At 50.7% G+C, this 15,001-nt stretch carries 15 protein-coding genes and 1 tRNA gene; 9 read left to right on the top strand and 7 right to left on the bottom strand.

The window, feature by feature from the left end; all coding sequences use genetic code 11:
• Nucleotides 1-16: 16 nt before the first annotated feature.
• The 6 genes from SLIP_RS07030 (at nt 17) to coaD (ending at nt 6,879) form a co-directional block, all read left to right on the top strand.
• Nucleotides 17-802: a CheR family methyltransferase gene (locus tag SLIP_RS07030; protein WP_013175584.1), complete on the top strand. Its 786-nt coding sequence runs from the start codon at nt 17-19 to the stop codon at nt 800-802.
• 277 nt (nt 803-1,079) lie between these two features.
• The gene (locus SLIP_RS07025; protein WP_013175583.1) at nt 1,080-1,835 is read left to right on the top strand and encodes an electron transfer flavoprotein subunit beta/FixA family protein; all 756 of its coding nucleotides are present in this window, start codon (nt 1,080-1,082) and stop codon (nt 1,833-1,835) included.
• 19 nt (nt 1,836-1,854) lie between these two features.
• Nucleotides 1,855-2,808, top strand: coding sequence for an electron transfer flavoprotein subunit alpha/FixB family protein (locus SLIP_RS07020; protein ID WP_013175582.1), 954 nt, complete (start codon nt 1,855-1,857; stop codon nt 2,806-2,808).
• Nucleotides 2,809-2,912: 104 nt separating this feature from the next.
• Nucleotides 2,913-5,042, top strand: coding sequence for a heterodisulfide reductase-related iron-sulfur binding cluster (locus tag SLIP_RS07015; RefSeq protein ID WP_013175581.1), 2,130 nt, complete (start codon nt 2,913-2,915; stop codon nt 5,040-5,042).
• 389 nt (nt 5,043-5,431) lie between these two features.
• Nucleotides 5,432-6,271 (top strand): 3-hydroxybutyryl-CoA dehydrogenase, encoded by an 840-nt coding sequence (locus SLIP_RS07010; protein WP_013175580.1) that lies wholly within the window; start codon nt 5,432-5,434, stop codon nt 6,269-6,271.
• 110 nt (nt 6,272-6,381) lie between these two features.
• Nucleotides 6,382-6,879, top strand: a complete 498-nt coding sequence (gene coaD, locus SLIP_RS07005) for a pantetheine-phosphate adenylyltransferase (RefSeq protein WP_013175579.1) — start codon at nt 6,382-6,384, stop codon at nt 6,877-6,879.
• Nucleotides 6,880-6,898: 19 nt separating this feature from the next.
• Here the strand turns inward: coaD and SLIP_RS13020 are convergent, their stop codons facing one another.
• The 6 genes from SLIP_RS13020 to SLIP_RS06975 all read right to left on the bottom strand — a co-directional run bounded on the left by SLIP_RS13020 (nt 6,899) and on the right by SLIP_RS06975 (nt 11,243).
• Entirely contained in the window at nt 6,899-7,771 is an 873-nt protein-coding gene (locus SLIP_RS13020) for a peptidoglycan-binding protein (RefSeq protein WP_013175578.1), read from the bottom strand.
• Nucleotides 7,772-8,107: 336 nt separating this feature from the next.
• Nucleotides 8,108-8,194: transfer RNA gene (locus SLIP_RS06995), tRNA-Leu, on the bottom strand.
• Between the two features lie 113 nt (nt 8,195-8,307).
• Nucleotides 8,308-9,060: an SIMPL domain-containing protein gene (locus tag SLIP_RS06990; RefSeq protein WP_013175577.1), complete on the bottom strand. Its 753-nt coding sequence runs from the start codon at nt 9,058-9,060 to the stop codon at nt 8,308-8,310.
• 20 nt (nt 9,061-9,080) lie between these two features.
• Nucleotides 9,081-10,112, bottom strand: coding sequence for a zf-HC2 domain-containing protein (locus tag SLIP_RS06985; protein ID WP_013175576.1), 1,032 nt, complete (start codon nt 10,110-10,112; stop codon nt 9,081-9,083).
• On the bottom strand, nt 10,090-10,689 hold the full coding sequence (locus SLIP_RS06980) for an RNA polymerase sigma factor (protein ID WP_013175575.1): 600 nt from the start codon (nt 10,687-10,689) through the stop codon (nt 10,090-10,092). The genes SLIP_RS06985 and SLIP_RS06980 overlap by 23 nt, the downstream gene beginning before the upstream one ends.
• Before the next feature lie 140 nt (nt 10,690-10,829).
• The gene (locus tag SLIP_RS06975; RefSeq protein ID WP_013175574.1) at nt 10,830-11,243 is read right to left on the bottom strand and encodes a hypothetical protein; all 414 of its coding nucleotides are present in this window, start codon (nt 11,241-11,243) and stop codon (nt 10,830-10,832) included.
• Between the two features lie 257 nt (nt 11,244-11,500).
• On the opposite strand from SLIP_RS06975, the gene SLIP_RS06970 reads away from it, so the two are divergent.
• Together SLIP_RS06970 and SLIP_RS12395 are read left to right on the top strand one after the other, a co-directional pair.
• Nucleotides 11,501-13,645 carry an ATP-binding protein gene (locus tag SLIP_RS06970; protein ID WP_013175573.1) on the top strand — a complete coding sequence of 715 codons (2,145 nt, stop codon included), beginning with the start codon at nt 11,501-11,503 and terminating at the stop codon, nt 13,643-13,645.
• A 272-nt stretch (nt 13,646-13,917) separates the two neighbouring features.
• The gene (locus SLIP_RS12395; RefSeq protein WP_013175572.1) at nt 13,918-14,523 is read left to right on the top strand and encodes a magnetosome magnetite crystal formation protein family; all 606 of its coding nucleotides are present in this window, start codon (nt 13,918-13,920) and stop codon (nt 14,521-14,523) included.
• 32 nt (nt 14,524-14,555) lie between these two features.
• Here the strand turns inward: SLIP_RS12395 and SLIP_RS06960 are convergent, their stop codons facing one another.
• A complete protein-coding gene (locus SLIP_RS06960) occupies nt 14,556-14,768 on the bottom strand; it encodes a hypothetical protein (RefSeq protein ID WP_148216540.1) in 213 nt (70 codons plus the stop codon).
• 81 nt (nt 14,769-14,849) lie between these two features.
• Here SLIP_RS06960 and SLIP_RS12390 point away from each other — a divergent pair, with 81 nt between their 5' ends.
• The gene (locus SLIP_RS12390; RefSeq protein ID WP_083761985.1) at nt 14,850-14,954 is read left to right on the top strand and encodes a copper amine oxidase N-terminal domain-containing protein; all 105 of its coding nucleotides are present in this window, start codon (nt 14,850-14,852) and stop codon (nt 14,952-14,954) included.
• Nucleotides 14,955-15,001: the final 47 nt, after the last annotated feature.

Here is a 15,001-nt window from a genome sequence, read left to right as displayed (position 1 = left end):
GTCTAGTTTGAGCTTAATGGAGGAGAACCTGGGATGGGACTGGTTTATTAAGAAGTTCCATGAAAAAAGCGGGATCGATCTCGCCGCATATAAAAGACCGCAGATGGAGCGGCGGATAGGAAGCTTCATGCGGTCGGTGGATGCCCGCAATTACGCTTCTTTTATAAAGGTATTAGAAAACGATCCTGTTGTTTACCGAAAATTCTTGGATCACCTTACCATCAACGTGTCGGAATTTTTCCGGAACAGCAACCACTGGGATATTTTGCGGAAAGACATCATGCCCGCACTTATCCGGCAGCGTGCTCAGGTGCGCGCTTGGAGCGCCGGTTGTTCAACTGGTGAAGAACCTTATTCCTTGGCGTTACTTTTTCAAGAACACTTTCCGCAGAGATTCGAGAAGATATTGGCCACGGATATAGATCAGGATGCTTTGGAAAAAGCTAAAACCGGGTTGTACTTGCCGAAGTCACTGCAGGCGGTTCCGCAGGCTTGGGTTAAGAAGTATTTTGAAGAGGTTAATGGATACTTTCGCATCAAAGACGAATTAAAAAACTGCGTTCGCTTTGAAAGACATGATTTATTGAAAGACAGGTATCCCTCTAACATGGATCTTATTCTATGCCGCAATGTAGTTATCTATTTCACAGAAGAGGCTAAAGAGAAATTATACCGCCGCTTCGTAGATGCACTGCGCCCAGGAGGGGTACTGTTTATAGGGAGTACTGAACAGATATTCAAGGCTAGGGAGATAGGTTTGAAAAGCGTGGCGACTTTTTTCTACGAAAAGGCAGCGGATTGACTCCTGGACCTATGGGCATTCAGTTAGATTGAGGTTTGGGGCATACCTAGAAAAAAATTTCACTTTCCGGCTGAGAACAAAGAGGAAATATGAAAAATCTATAGAAGTATTTGTGATGGGTGATTTCTGCTTCGGGCTTCGTGCCGGTGGCAATGCTGAGGCAAGAATATATAAACTCTTGTGGGGGTGATGCCTTTACACATTGGCTTAGGGATTCTGGGGGCACAAAGGGAACGCGAGTAGAGTACATCTCACAAAGAAAGAAGGAGGAATGACCTTGAAAGTTCTGGTATGTGTAAAGCAGACATTTGACACCGAAGCCAAGATCGAATTAAAGGATGGCAAGATTTCTGATGCTGGTATTAACATGATAATCAATCCCTATGACGAGGTAGCTGTTGAAGAGGGCATCAGGCTGAAAGAAAAAGGCATAGCTAAAGAGGTAGTAGTAGTCTCGGCTGGTGCAGACAAGGCTATCGAGGCTATCCGTACTGCACTTGCCATGGGAGCCGACAGGGGAATTCTTATTCAGCAGGATCTGGCTGCTGACGAATTTGCACGGGCCAAGGCTCTGGCGAAAGCCATTGCTGACGAGGGTGCAAACCTGGTTTTGGCCGGACACGTGGCCGCAGACGATGGGTCTTCTCAGGTACCGACCAGAATCGCTGAGATTCTTGGCTGGCCGCACATCAATGTCGCGACTACTCTGGACATAGCTGACGGAAAAGCTACGTGTAAGTGTGAAGCAGATGGCGGAACTACCGTGATCGAGGTAGCCCTCCCTGCTGTCATCAGCACCCAGGTGAGTTTGAACGAGCCTCGTTATCCTTCCATGAAAGGAATAATGCAAGCTAAGAAGAAACCGGTCAGCACCGTGGCTGCCGAAGCCGTCGAATCCAAGACCAAGGTAGTCGAGTACTCGTTGCCTCCTGCTAAGGCAGCTGGCAAAAAGGTTACCGGCGAGCCGGCTGACCTGGCCAAAGAAATCGCTAACTTCATCAAGAACGATGTTAAAGTCGAAATCAAGAAGTAGGTAAAAGGAGGGTAACTGAATGGCTGGAACATGGGTATTTGTCGAACAAAGGGATGGGAACGTTCGTAAAGTCACGTATGAAATGCTCAGCGAAGCCCAGAAGTGGGGCGATGAGGTTTCAGCAGTAGTTTTTGGCAAAAACGTGGCCGGGCTGGCTCCTGAGTTTGCCAAGTACGGTGCGGCCAAGGTTTATGTTGCTGATGCGGATGTTTTTGCTCAGTACAATACCGGAGCTTTCGTAGCACAGATGGCAGCGATGATTGCTGAGTACAAACCCAACGCGGTTCTGTTTGCCCACAGCTTCAATGGCAGAGACATGGCTTCAAGGCTGGCCCAGAAGCTGGAATTAGGTCTGGCTACTGACTGTATAGCGGCTGACATCAGCGCGGGCAAGGGTGTTTTCACAAGAGCTATCTATGCCGGTAAGGCTTTGGCCAAGGTCGAAGTGGCCGGGTCTCCAGTATTGGCGACGATTCGTCCTGGCGTTTGGTCACCGGCTGAGAAGGCTGCTGCAGGAGAAGTCGTCAATGTAGCAGTGGCTGCGGGTGCTGGGGACGTATACCAGAACGTGAAAGAGTTCATCCCCAGCGTGTCGGCTAGACCGGAGCTCACCGAAGCTGATGTCGTGGTATCGGGCGGCCGCGGCTGTAAAGGACCGGAAGGTATCGCCCTGGTCGAACAACTGGCTGACCTCATGGGAGCGGCGGTCGGCGGGTCTCGTGCTGCCATCGACTCCGGATGGTTGCCCCATGAACTGCAAGTCGGGCAAACCGGTAAGGTAGTCAACCCCACACTGTACGTGGCAGCGGGTATTTCTGGTGCCATTCAGCACTTGGCCGGAATGTCGTCTTCCAAGTACGTGGTTTGCATCAATACCGACGAGGAAGCTCCTATCTTCGGTATTTCCGATCTGGGAGCAGTCGGCGACCTGTTCAAGGTTATCCCCGCTTTGATCGATGAGCTCAAGAAGTAGTCGTCTATCATCTTGAGCGGCGAGGAAATGAATGGCTGGATATGCGTGGCTTAAGTCCCCATATCCAGCATTCATATTGATAAAACTGGGGAGGGAATATTTGCATGATTTTCGGTTACGAACCATTAGAGGTCTACGAAGTACCTATGCGGGTAGTCGGGGCCAATGTTCCCTACGAATGGTTGATTTATATCTTCATGTTTATCCCCTTAGCAGTGTTTTGTTATGGACTCTACAAGAGGATCAGGGTTTGGCTGCTGGCTAACGGCAGGATCAACCGGGCCGACAACTTCTGGAGCAGGTTATGGTCGTTGATCAAGTACAGCTTTGGCCAGGCTAAGGTAGTCAAGAAACCGTTGGCCGGTTGGATGCACTTCTTCCTGTTCTGGGGGTTCCTTGTACTGTTCCTGGCAGCAGGAGTCGACGCTATGCACTTCTGGCTGCATTGGCCTAAAGTTGAAGGTGGCGCCTATATCGGTTTTTCATGGATAGTTGACGTTCTAGGTTTTCTGGCGATGATAGGTATTATTGTTCTGGCCTTTATCCGCTATGTTCAGAAGCCTGACCGTTTGAACGATACTAAATCGTCAGATGGGTGGGTCATTTTCCTCATTTTCGCTATCCTGTTTACCGGGTTTCTGATTGAAGGATTGCGCATCGCGGCTCAGATTAAGCTGGCTACCAGGATCGACGAGATCCTTTACGAGGCCAAAGCCTCACCGTTCGGCTGGATGTTCGCTCACCTGTTCTCCGGTATGTCACTGGACGGAGCACTGGTATGGCACCGCTTGCTGTGGTGGTTCCACATGACCTTGGCCTTCCTATTCATAGCTCTGGTTCCGTTCACCAAGCTGTGGCACATCTTTGTTAGCATGGTAAATTACTTTACCAGGGATATGGGGCCAAGTGCCTGCCGTATGGTTTACAACATTGAAGAAGCTGAGAGCTTCGGCGTAGAAAAGATCGAAGACTTCACTTGGAAAGACATCATAGACCTTGATGCCTGTATCCGCTGCGGGCGTTGTCAAGAGAACTGTCCTGCTTATCTAACCGGCAAGCACCTCAATCCTAAACTGACCTTGATTCAAGCTATGAAGCAGCACTGGGATGCCAAGGCTCCTTACCTCATAGCCGCTAAAGATGCCGGGCATCATGCTGATGAGGCAGCGGAAATGGCCATGACGGCAGAGGCGGATGAGGTAAAACCGGTCATGGAGCAGAACCTTATCTATGATGTCGTCACCACAGATGTTATTTGGGACTGCACCAACTGCCGTGCTTGTATGGAACACTGCCCGATGTTCATCGAGCATATTCCTAAAATAATCGAGATGCGGCGTAACCTGGTAATGTGGCAGGGTGACATGCCGGGTGAAGCCCAGATGGCGTTCACTAACATGGAGCGTAACTACAACCCGTGGGGCGTAGGCTTTGCCAACCGGGCCAACTGGTTGAACGAGCGCAACGTCAGAGAACTGGTCAACCTGGTGCCTGAGGACGGAGAGGAATTCGAATATCTTCTCTTCGGCGGCTGCGCGGTTGCATTTGACGACCGTTACAAGAGGGTCGGGGAAGCTCTAGTTCGAGTAGCGGCTCAAGCCGGGATCAAGCTTGGTTACCTGGGTACTGAAGAATACTGCTGCGGCGATTCGGCGCGCCGTTTGGGCAATGAGTATCTGTATCAGACCTTGGTCAATTCTAATATCGAGTCATTCAATAATTACGGGGTCAAAAAGATTATTACTCCGTGTCCTCACTGCTACAATGCGCTGAAGAACGAGTACCCGCAGCTTAACGGCAACTATGAAGTGTATCATTCTTCCGAGTTCCTTGCCAAGCTTATAGCTGAAGGGAAGATCAAGCTGAATAAGTCCATCGGGGCTAAGTTGACTTACCATGATTCTTGCTTCTTAGGCCGTCACAACAAGGTTTACGATGAGCCCAGGGCCGTTATTAAAGCAACCGGGTGCAACCTGGTCGAAATTGAAAGGTCCCGGGAATACGGTTTCTGCTGTGGCGCCGGTGGAGGCCGGATGTGGCTTGAAGAGCATGCAGTTGAAGGGTACAAACGTATCAACGATACCAGGACTGATCAACTGCTTGAACCGAATCCGGAGATGGTCATCACTAACTGTCCTTTCTGCCTGACGATGATTAACGACGGGGTAAAAGGAGTAGAATCCGAAGCCAAGGTACTGGATCTTCCTGAATTAGTCTGGCAGGCAATGCAATAGAAGGTAAGGTGGAAAGGTAAAAAGAGGGATCCGCTTTCGGGTGGATCCCTCTGCCGTTTTTTGGGGCTTTGGGAGAACCGGCGGGAAAAAATTGTGGAGTCTAAAGAAGGAATTCACAAAGCAGCGTAGAATTTGAGTTATTGTGACTGCAGAAATGCGGAGCAGGTACGGTTCCGGATTTCGGGGAACTTAAGGCAGAGGCTGCCATCGAGATGATAGATAACAGCGGCCAGCAAGGTCGGGCCAACTGCTCTGCACATACACCGACGGTTGTCGGACTGTGGCGATATTCTGCAGGAAAGGAGGGGAGTGAGGAAAGCAGACACTAAGGTAGAACCGGGGCTAGGTAGAGATATCATAGTTAATTTGGGGTAGGGAGGTAACGAGAAATGAAAATAATGGTTTTAGGCGCAGGTACTATGGGAGCTGGGATTGTTCAAGTCGCTGCTCAAGCTGGGTTCGAAGTAATCGTACGTGATATTAAACAAGAGTTTGTTGACAATGGTATAAAAGGCATCGACAAGGGTCTCAGCAAAATGGTCGAAAAGGGCAAGATGAGCGCAGATGACAAGAACGCGGTGATGGCCAGGATTAGCGGTACGGTCGACATGGCTGCGGCCAAAGATGTGGATGTGGTAATTGAAGCTGCTATCGAGAATATGGACATCAAAAAAGCGATTTTCAAGGAACTGGACGAGATCTGCAAGCCTGAATGTATCCTGGCTTCTAACACATCAGCTCTGAGCATAACCGAGATAGGAGCAGCAACCAAGCGGGCAGACAGGGTAATAGGCATGCATTTCTTCAACCCGGTACCGGCAATGAAGCTTATCGAGATTATCAAAGGGGCTTCTACTAGCCAGGAAACTTTTAATACCATCAAGGATCTTTCAATTAAGCTGGGCAAGACCCCGGTTGAGATCAACGAAGCTCCTGGCTTTGTTGTCAACCGCCTGCTTATTCCAATGCTGAACGAAGGTATGTATGCCGTCATGGAGGGGGTTGCAAGCCCCGAGGACGTGGATACCTCCATGAAGCTCGGAGCAGGGCATCCTATGGGTCCCCTCGCTTTAGCAGACATGATTGGGCTAGATATATGTTTGGCTATCATGCAGACTTTGCATCGCGAGTTTGGCGATGACAAGTATCGTCCTTGCCCGCTCTTGGTTAAGATGGTCCGTGCAGGGAAGCTGGGGCGTAAGACCGGAGAAGGTTTCTTTAAGTATTAGGAACGAAACTAAAAGGGCCTGCGTGTGTCACCAGGCCCTTTTTTTATCGTTATCAGCACGTGCTCAGTGGATAGACTATTTGTAGGGAACAGATTTGGGGGAGGATCGCGGTGAGGATTGCAGTATATCCAGGCAGTTTTGATCCCTTTACTAAAGGCCATGTAGATATCCTTGAACGAAGCAGTAAGCTGTTCGACCGCATAATAGTTGCTGTTGTTTCTAACGTCCACAAGAAGAGCCTGTTTACCCTGGAAGAGAGGGTGGACATGATCCAGGAAGCGACCAGACACGTCCCCAACGTTGAGGTTGACTGGTTCAGCGGACTGGTTGTCAACTATGTGAAGGAAAAAGGAGCCTGTGCGATTATCAGGGGACTACGTACTGTAGCCGATTTCGAGTATGAAATGCAGATGGCCATGATGAATCGATATCTTTTGCCGGAGGTCGATACCGTTTTTATTATGTCAAGCAGCGATTATTACTACATAAGCTCATCGGGAGTGAAAGAAGCCGCGCTTTTAGGTGGCCCAGTCAGCGGCTTGGTCCCTCCCAACGTAGAACAAAGATTGAAAGAAAAATTAACCGAACTGCGAAAAGAAGCAAGATGACTGGCTTCGGTTGACTTTCTTAATCAGGCAATACGTAGACTTTGACGTTCTGTATTCCCCAATCGAGTGCTTCGCTATGAGTGTCGAAACACAGATCGATTCTATTTCCCTTGATTGCGCCACCCGTGTCCGCGGCAATAGCCTCGCCGTATCCTTCAACGTACAATCTCGTTCCTAACTTGATTACGGTAGGATCAACGGCTGCTATACCGCGCCCGAGAGGCAAGCCTAAAGCCGAGGGGCGCCCGCCCCAAGGGTAGTTACACTGGTTACAGGGGCAGTAACCGGTAGCCTTCATGTCAAGTACTTGGATATACCTCATAGGCTCACTTCCTCCACGACTGGATACAACCGAAGAATGGGTTTCTTTATATTGCGCTAAGGCCTGCCTGGTCAGAGGCCCGACAATGGCGTCTGCTTCAAGGCTATTTGCTTTTTGAAAGGCCAGAACTGCCTTGCGAGTTTCGGGACCGAATTTGCCGTCAGCGTCGCCAGTCAAGTATCCTCGCTCTTTCAGGGTCTCCTGAAGTCGAGTAACATCGGCACCGGTGCACCCTTCGAATAACAAACGAGGCTGATAAGCGTCTAAGGCCCTGCGAGTCTCGGGTCCGACAATGCCGTCCACCCTGCACGCGTTTTCCTGTTGTAAGGCGAGCACGGCTTTCTGGGTTTTCACACCAAATTTTTGGTCGGCAGGACCGCAGTAATATCCTTTCAGATTAAGGGTGTTCTGCAGACGAGCGACATCCTCTCCCTCGCAACCTACGTATAAATTACGTTGCTGAGTCTGAGCCAGTGCTTGTCCCGTCAAAAAAAACCCCACAAACAAAAACGATGCCAAACATAAGCCTAAAAGCCAACCTATGTAACGGTCAACCTGTCTTGTCTTCATCAGGGTTCCTCCTCTCACCCGCATGTTTTCCTATGTGTAAAACCACAATCGGTATTGTAAGTCTACCTTAAGTCGATTAGAGCGGACAACCTTGGTATCATAGCCTGTGAGCTACAATACAAAGCAGGCGGGTAATGGTGAGCTCTCTTGGACCAGATTTGGCGTGAGATGTTCACTGAGACGTATTCATCAAAGGGTGGAATTATTATGAAGCGTGATGAAAACACAAAACGTTAAAAGGCTATGGATTGCAGCATGAATTACAATAAATAGAATTTGTGAGCGAAATACAATAAAAAGACTTCCGGAATAATTGTCCGGAAGTCCCGATTTTCTTGGTGCGGCAGAAGGGACTTGAACCCCCACGGCCTTGCAACCACTAGATCCTGAATCTAGCGCGTCTGCCAATTCCGCCACTGCCGCCTGTCGTCGGTTTTTAGGCAAGGCTGAGCTCTGCCTGCAAACATAATTCTAGTATACACCCAAAACCTTTGTCAAGCTGTTGTAGTTGGCCCTGTAGTAGCGGCACAACAAGGCTACTTGAGTTCGAAGGTTATGTTTACAGTTGCGGTAACTTGCAGCTTGCCAGGCTGGATAGGAACATCACCGGCGCCGTAACCGCTCGTCGCTTTCAATGCCTGGAATGGCGGCGAGGGGTTATAACTGCTGGTGCTTTCAGTCACAGAAACAACGCGTCCCAACTGCACTCCCAAAGCCGCAGCTATGGCCTGGGCTTTAGCGTTTGCCTGCTGGCACGCCTTCTTAAGTGCCAGGTTGACTGCTTGTGACGAGTCTTGCTTCTCGTATGAGATGCTAACTACTTCGTTGGCTCCCGTCTTTAACGCGCTGTCTACAATTTTTCCCAAACGGGCGAGATCCTGCACGGTCACGGTGATTTCATTACGTACCTGATATCCGACGATGACCGGGGGTCTGTCTTTGTCATTTTCCCCGGGATAGGAATATTGCGGCCAGACCGAGAAATTGCTGGTTTCGATCTGGTCGGATTTGATGCCGTCATCGGTCAGGGCGGCGACGACTTTATTGGTAGCAGCTGTGTTCCGATCTAGAGCTTCAGCCAGCAGTTTATCCGTAGTGACAACTGCCAAAACTACTTTGCCTTCATCGGGGGCTACAGAAACAGTTCCAAGACCCGAAACGACCAAGGTCGGAGTGGGCGGGGTGGTCTCGGCGGTGGCTGGTGCAAGCTGGGGTTGACATAAACCGATGAACACTAACAACGCAGTCAACAATAGCGTAGTGACCGTCAGCCTATGAAACTTTCTCATCGATACCCGACCTCCTTTTCTCATTTGCAGCTACCGGCGATGTGGGCCAGCTCTTCTACAGGCAACGTGCCGCTTACTTCTACCCGATAGCACTGGTCATCGACACACACGGTACAGCTTACCACAGACTCATTGTTTTGCACTCCAGCTGCTTCAGACCTGTTTTGTTGCTTGGTCTCGGCAATGCTGCTCTTCGTTGTCGTTTCCGGCACCGGTTCTGAACCGCTGTCGGACAAAGTATTTATTTCGCTCGGAACGAGGGGGGGTGTTTCCTTATCACCTCCTGTTGGACGGACCAGCACGTGGATTTGGGATCCGTCCTCAGTTGCGTAAGTAAGGCTGAGGGTACCGGTGGTGTCACTTTCTGCCTTGGCCAAAGAGTACCCCGCGGGAATGTAATAGGGATGCACGACGGTAAAGCGACTCGCCATATTTGTCGGTAACGCCTGAGAGGCGAACGAAGGTGCGCTCCGACCATTGGTGCGCAGATCGGTTGGTGTCCGGCCGTAGTCCGGGGTATTGAGCTGGGGCTCTGGATTCGCAGTTGTTTCGGCTTCGCCAGGCACGGCCTTTCGTTCTCGAACACCAGCGGTTAGTTGTTGAGCCTCTGGAGACTGTCCGGATCCTACCGAGATTGACTGAGTTGCCGACTGCTTGAGATGGGAGGGACTTTGTCTGGATTTGAATACTGACGGAACCGGCGATTTAACTATCAACGCCAACAACATAAGGACAGCCACTATTCCACCCACCATCCGCGGATTGAAAAGGCCTAACAGTTTTGAAAATCTGTCCCTTACCGTGCGCGAGCCGTACGCCGCTTTGCCGCAATGCTCGGTGACACGGAGCATGACTTTTTGGTAAAAGTCGCTGCCAACAGGCGGGATATCGTCGCTGAGGCGAAGAACCTCGGTTTCCATGCTAGTTATAGCGAAGTTATTGCGGCAGCTCGGACAGTTCTCTAGGTGTTTTTCAATCTGTGAACGTAGGTAAGGGTGAAGCCGCCCATCGCAGAATAGGTACAGCATTTTATCTACTTGCTGACAATTCATCGCGCTGTCTCCTTTCATCCCGACGTTCCAGCAGCACCTTGCGAAGGGATTTGCGAGCCCGATGCATTTTAACCTCTACGTTTTCCCGCGTGATACCTAAGGCGTCAGCTATCTCCTGGTTAGACATATCCAGTTGATAGCGAAGAATCAGCATTGCTCTGTAACTTTCCGGCAACTGAAGCAGTGCTTCTTTGAGGTCTAGTTTCAGTTCCTCGCGGTCGTAAACCACAGCCGGGTCGTTATAATCGATGTTGAGGAACGGGTCTGCCCGATTGCTAATATTATCCTCGAAATTTACCAAAACCACCTTCTTCTTTTTGCGCAAACGGGTAATACAGGTATTGACAGTGATCCGCTGAATCCAAGGAGCAAAGCGCCGGGAAGTATCGAACTGGTAAAGCTTTTGGTAAACGGTAATGAAAACTTCCTGAGCAATGTCTTCGGCTTCTTCCCGCTGGTTGGTCATGCGGTAGGCGATGGTGAACACCTGCCGCTGATATCTATGTACTAACTCTTCGAAAGCCTGTAGGTTTCCTTGCACAGTTTCGTGGACCAGCCTTTCATCGCTAGGAGCCACTCTTCTTGCCTCCTCACAACCCGTTCATTAATGATTACGGGAACGAACAGTCAAAGCTTACACCGGAATAAAAATACTGCCTGTACAGGCAGTTTACCATATAACGTCAATTGTTTGGTGGCTGAATTCCAATGGAGTCCTTATAATCGAAACCGGGTTTCCAGTGTTCGGAAACATCCTAACAGATAGTGGGCGGCAAAGAAACTATAGGCCAGGCATCCGACCTGAATAGCAAACGGCTTGCCGAAGCACAGGAATCCGAGTACGGTAAGGGTGCAGGCGGCGCAGGCACCAAACCCGAATTGGAACGCGGCTCCTCTCCACCGAGGACAGTCTCCACCAACATGGCAGTATAGAATAAACAGCCAGGTCATTCCTAATAGGTTCATGGTCATGAAAATAAAGCTGAAGTCTAGTTGAAACCACATGAAAACAACAAACACCAAGCCCGTTAAACCCAGCTTTAAATGTATATCTTGGGCCACCAGGTTCCAAAGGTATGCATGAGGCAAAATGTTGTCGTGGCTATAAGGGGAATCCCAGCGTCTATTCACGATTCGAGTTCTCCTTGAGCTTAATCGGTATCCTTGTATCTAGGTTGGTCCTTTTTCTGTTCTCCTATTCCGCCATCTCTTACCATCAAAAAGAAGCGCACTCACTTCTTTCGCGAAACCGACGATACAGAGACAGATGGGGGCCTTACCTGCCCAAACGTGCCACCGCAAAGTCGCAAGAGCAAAAAGGAAAGAGCTGGTCTTTCTCGAATAATTTTGGCAAAAGGAATTCCAGATAGATTCTGAGAGGTGGCGGGATGATCCGGGTAGAAATGCTGGGCCGTTTTAGTATTCTTGCTCCGGATGGAGAGGTTTCCCTTCCCACTATCAAGGTACGCATGCTAGCGGCGTACCTTTTCTGGCAACAGGGTTCATGGGCCAGACGGGAACTCTTACGCGGCATGCTTTGGGGTGACGTTGACGAGGATCGGGCAGCGAGGAACCTCCGCACGGCCTTGTATCTGATGCGACGAGCCTTGGCCACAACGGGTACCCCGGATAACCTCTTGGAAGTTAGGCGAGACGCGGTGCGTGTGGTGGCCCGGCCGGACTGCATGGTGGACGCACGGCTTTTCGAGCACAAGGCCTTAGCGGGATTGCGGGAAAATGACTGGGAAGTAGAACTGTTGATGGAAGCCGCTTCCCTTTACCGGGGACCGTTTCTCGAGGATCTGGATGCGGAATGGAGCCTTCCTGAGCGCCGACGTTTGGCCGACCTGTACTTAGCCGTCCTCCGGGCTCTGGTGCATCGCCTATCTGCTTTGAGTTTCCACGAAGCAGCCGTTTCTTATGCTACCCAGTGGTTGACTGCGGATCCCCTTGACGAAGCTGCTCACCAGACCCTGATGCGCCTCTACGCGACCTTAGGTCAACCCAGACGAGTATTAGAACAGTTCGAGCAATGTCGAGAGGTGCTCAAAAAGGAACTGGGCGTCTCGCCCAGTGACGTTACTGTGGATCTCGTACACAAGCTGGTACCAAACGGCGAAGAGAGTTCCACTACGCGCTCGCAGAAAAGCGCTTCCAGCCGAAGGCCAACAAATTCCGGCATCGGTAGCCGAGAGTTGGAAGAGTTACCCATCGGGGAAAGGCTTTCTACCGATCCTTTACGGAATGCCCGGTTGCTTCTAGTTTCCGGCGAGGCAATGGCCCTGATGGGAGAAACGAAAGAAGGCATCAAATCGCTGGAAAAAGCTTTGACCTTTTTCGACCGTTTTAGTATCCTGGCGGCCAGGGCTCGCCTGATGCTGGGAGAAGCTCTGATATGGCTTTCAATCCCCCTGACCCCTAAATTGGACAATTCGTTGCGTGATAAAGGATTACGTTACATAGAAGAGGCCCTGCAGTATTACAGGGCTAACGGACCGCCTGCGGACCTGGAGCGGGCCTTGCAGCTAGGGGCGCAGGCCTGCTGGCTAGCAGGCCTGAACAGCCGGGCGGTGGAACTGGCCCAGGAGGGGTTAAGTCTGGCCGTAAAACTAGGAGATCGGGAAGCCGAAGGCCGCTTGGCAGCTGTGCTGGCCATATGTCTTCGGGAGAAACATCGCTTGGCCGAAGCGGTAGCGGTTTTCGATCGGGCGCTTCAAAGCATACCTTATATGGGCACCCCTTGGGAGATACTTTGGATGATTTTCCAACGAGGGATACTTTCATACATCATCGGCGATTTAGCTGAAGCAGAACGCTTTCTGCAGGAAGCGCTGACTATAATCCGAGCCACTACCTTCCCGTCCTTAATGGTGAAGGTGGGGGAATGCATGACCAGGTCGATGATGATTGTGGTCTTACATTACCAGGACAAACCCTCGGAGATGGACGGGTTTCTAAAACCGGAAATGGACAAATACAACCCGGAGCCTTTCGTATATCTGAACACGCTGTTTGCAGCGAGCGAGGCACGCCGTTCTCTCTTGCCAGGTGTAGAGGGATGGCTGCGGGCGCGGCTACTTAACCTTCCTAGCCCAATGATCGCTTGTACCATCCGTTCGGTTGTGGAAGAAATGCTCGCTGCGGGGCTATTCAGGGAAGCAGCTCGCTGGGCCGGGGTGGGAATAAGATTGGCTCGCATTCGAGAATGGGGGGCTTTTGAGGCATTGTTTTACTGCCACAGATCGGTAGCTTTGCTCAAGCAGGGGCAGCACGCAGCAGCGGCGGTTTGCCGGAAGCGGGTCGAACAATTGGCCGATCCGTTTGACCGCTGGACTCGAGCCTGGCTCGCCCGGGTTGATGGCTTGCTCTCCTGGGCGCAGGGCCAACCCGCAGGGGCCAGACTGTACTTAGGAGAAGCCAAACGTCTTTTCCTGAGAATCGGTAGTCGATACGATGCGCGCCAGGTCCAAAACGACCTGAGGAACATATCAAAAAGTGTCGATGTCACCTCTACTTTTTCAGACGAGTTCTAGTACGGTATTGTGGCCAAACAATTAACGGTGAAAACGGCAGGTTTCGTTGCGGTAGAGTCAGGAAACCTGCTTTCTTGTTTTTGTAAGCCAATCAGGTGGATGGATAATCCTCGTTTTTGACGTTTTTTTGACGATCATTCATTTATTCTGAAAATGTATGGGTTTATATGTGCTCCCTAAGGCTCGGGGTTCATTGCTGTATGGTTGTTACCGTTTCCCGAAGACTAAAAAAACCGTTAGTTGGATAGCGGGTTTTTAAGAGGAGGGGGAAGATGTTCTGCGGTCAATGCGGTAAAGAAGTGACGCCAGGTGCACGGTTCTGCGCCGAGTGCGGAGCGCCATTGGATCAGCCCTCAACGACTTCGTATTCGTCGGTTTTGGGGGAAAACACTTCTCAAAGGGAAGGACCGCGGCACCCGGTTTCGGCAGCGCCGGAACCAAGTAACGCCGGATTATCTGATGAGGAGGCACCGACCGGTCCTCTCGGGTCCGAACAGGAAACGGGGACTCAACCGCCGGTAGGGGGAGCCGGAACCGATACCGGCCTTCCGAGAAACCTGGCGGCACTCTTATCTTACGTTCTGGGCTGGCTCACCGGACTAGTGTTCTACTTTATCGAAAAAGATTCCTTTGTTAGATTTCACGCCATGCAGTCCATTCTCGTTTTCGGAGGCATTACAGGGATATACGTCATTGTTTCCATCTTGTTTCCATTAGGGTTGTGGAGGATATGGGGCATCGTTCACGTCTTTACAAGCTTGCTCTCGCTATTGTCCGTTATCCTGTGGGTGCTTCTTATGGTGAAGGCTTACCAGGGAGAACGGTATAAGCTACCGTATATCGGTGATTTGGCAGAGCAGTATGCAGAAAAACGGTGAACAGGGAAGCAAGTTGGTACAACTGCACTGCGTTAGGAGGGATCCAAAGTTGGTTTCTTTCCCACATCACGGGCGAGGTTTTGTTGGATAGTTATTTTAACAGTGCTTGCCATTACTATCTTTCCAATCGGGTATTCACCCATGGCTATCGCCCAGTCTCCGGTTAAACGGCAGGTACTGATTAACGATCCGTCATTTGTAATGCTCACCGCCATATCGAATCCATCAGGGCAGCCAGACATCACCTATAACCTCCAGGTGAAGGCCAACGACCGGGCCTGGCCGGTAGAGGTTTCGCATTTCTCGTTCGATAACAGCCAGCCGTTGTGCTTAATGGCCGCACTCTGGTCCCCCTGCGCTTTGTCAGCGAAGCTCTGGGGGCCGAGGTCAACTGGAATGCTGCTACGCGGACTATTTCTATCATGCCTTAGTTGGAGAGGACCTAAGAGCCCATTGAAACATATAAATAGAGCGAGAG

Origin of the sequence: Syntrophothermus lipocalidus DSM 12680 (genome assembly GCF_000092405.1) — a bacterium.
Taxonomy (GTDB): domain Bacteria; phylum Bacillota; class Syntrophomonadia; order Syntrophomonadales; family Syntrophothermaceae; genus Syntrophothermus; species Syntrophothermus lipocalidus.
The sequence above is the reverse complement of the archived record's forward strand: the minus strand, read 5'-3'. Positions and strand labels throughout refer to the sequence as shown.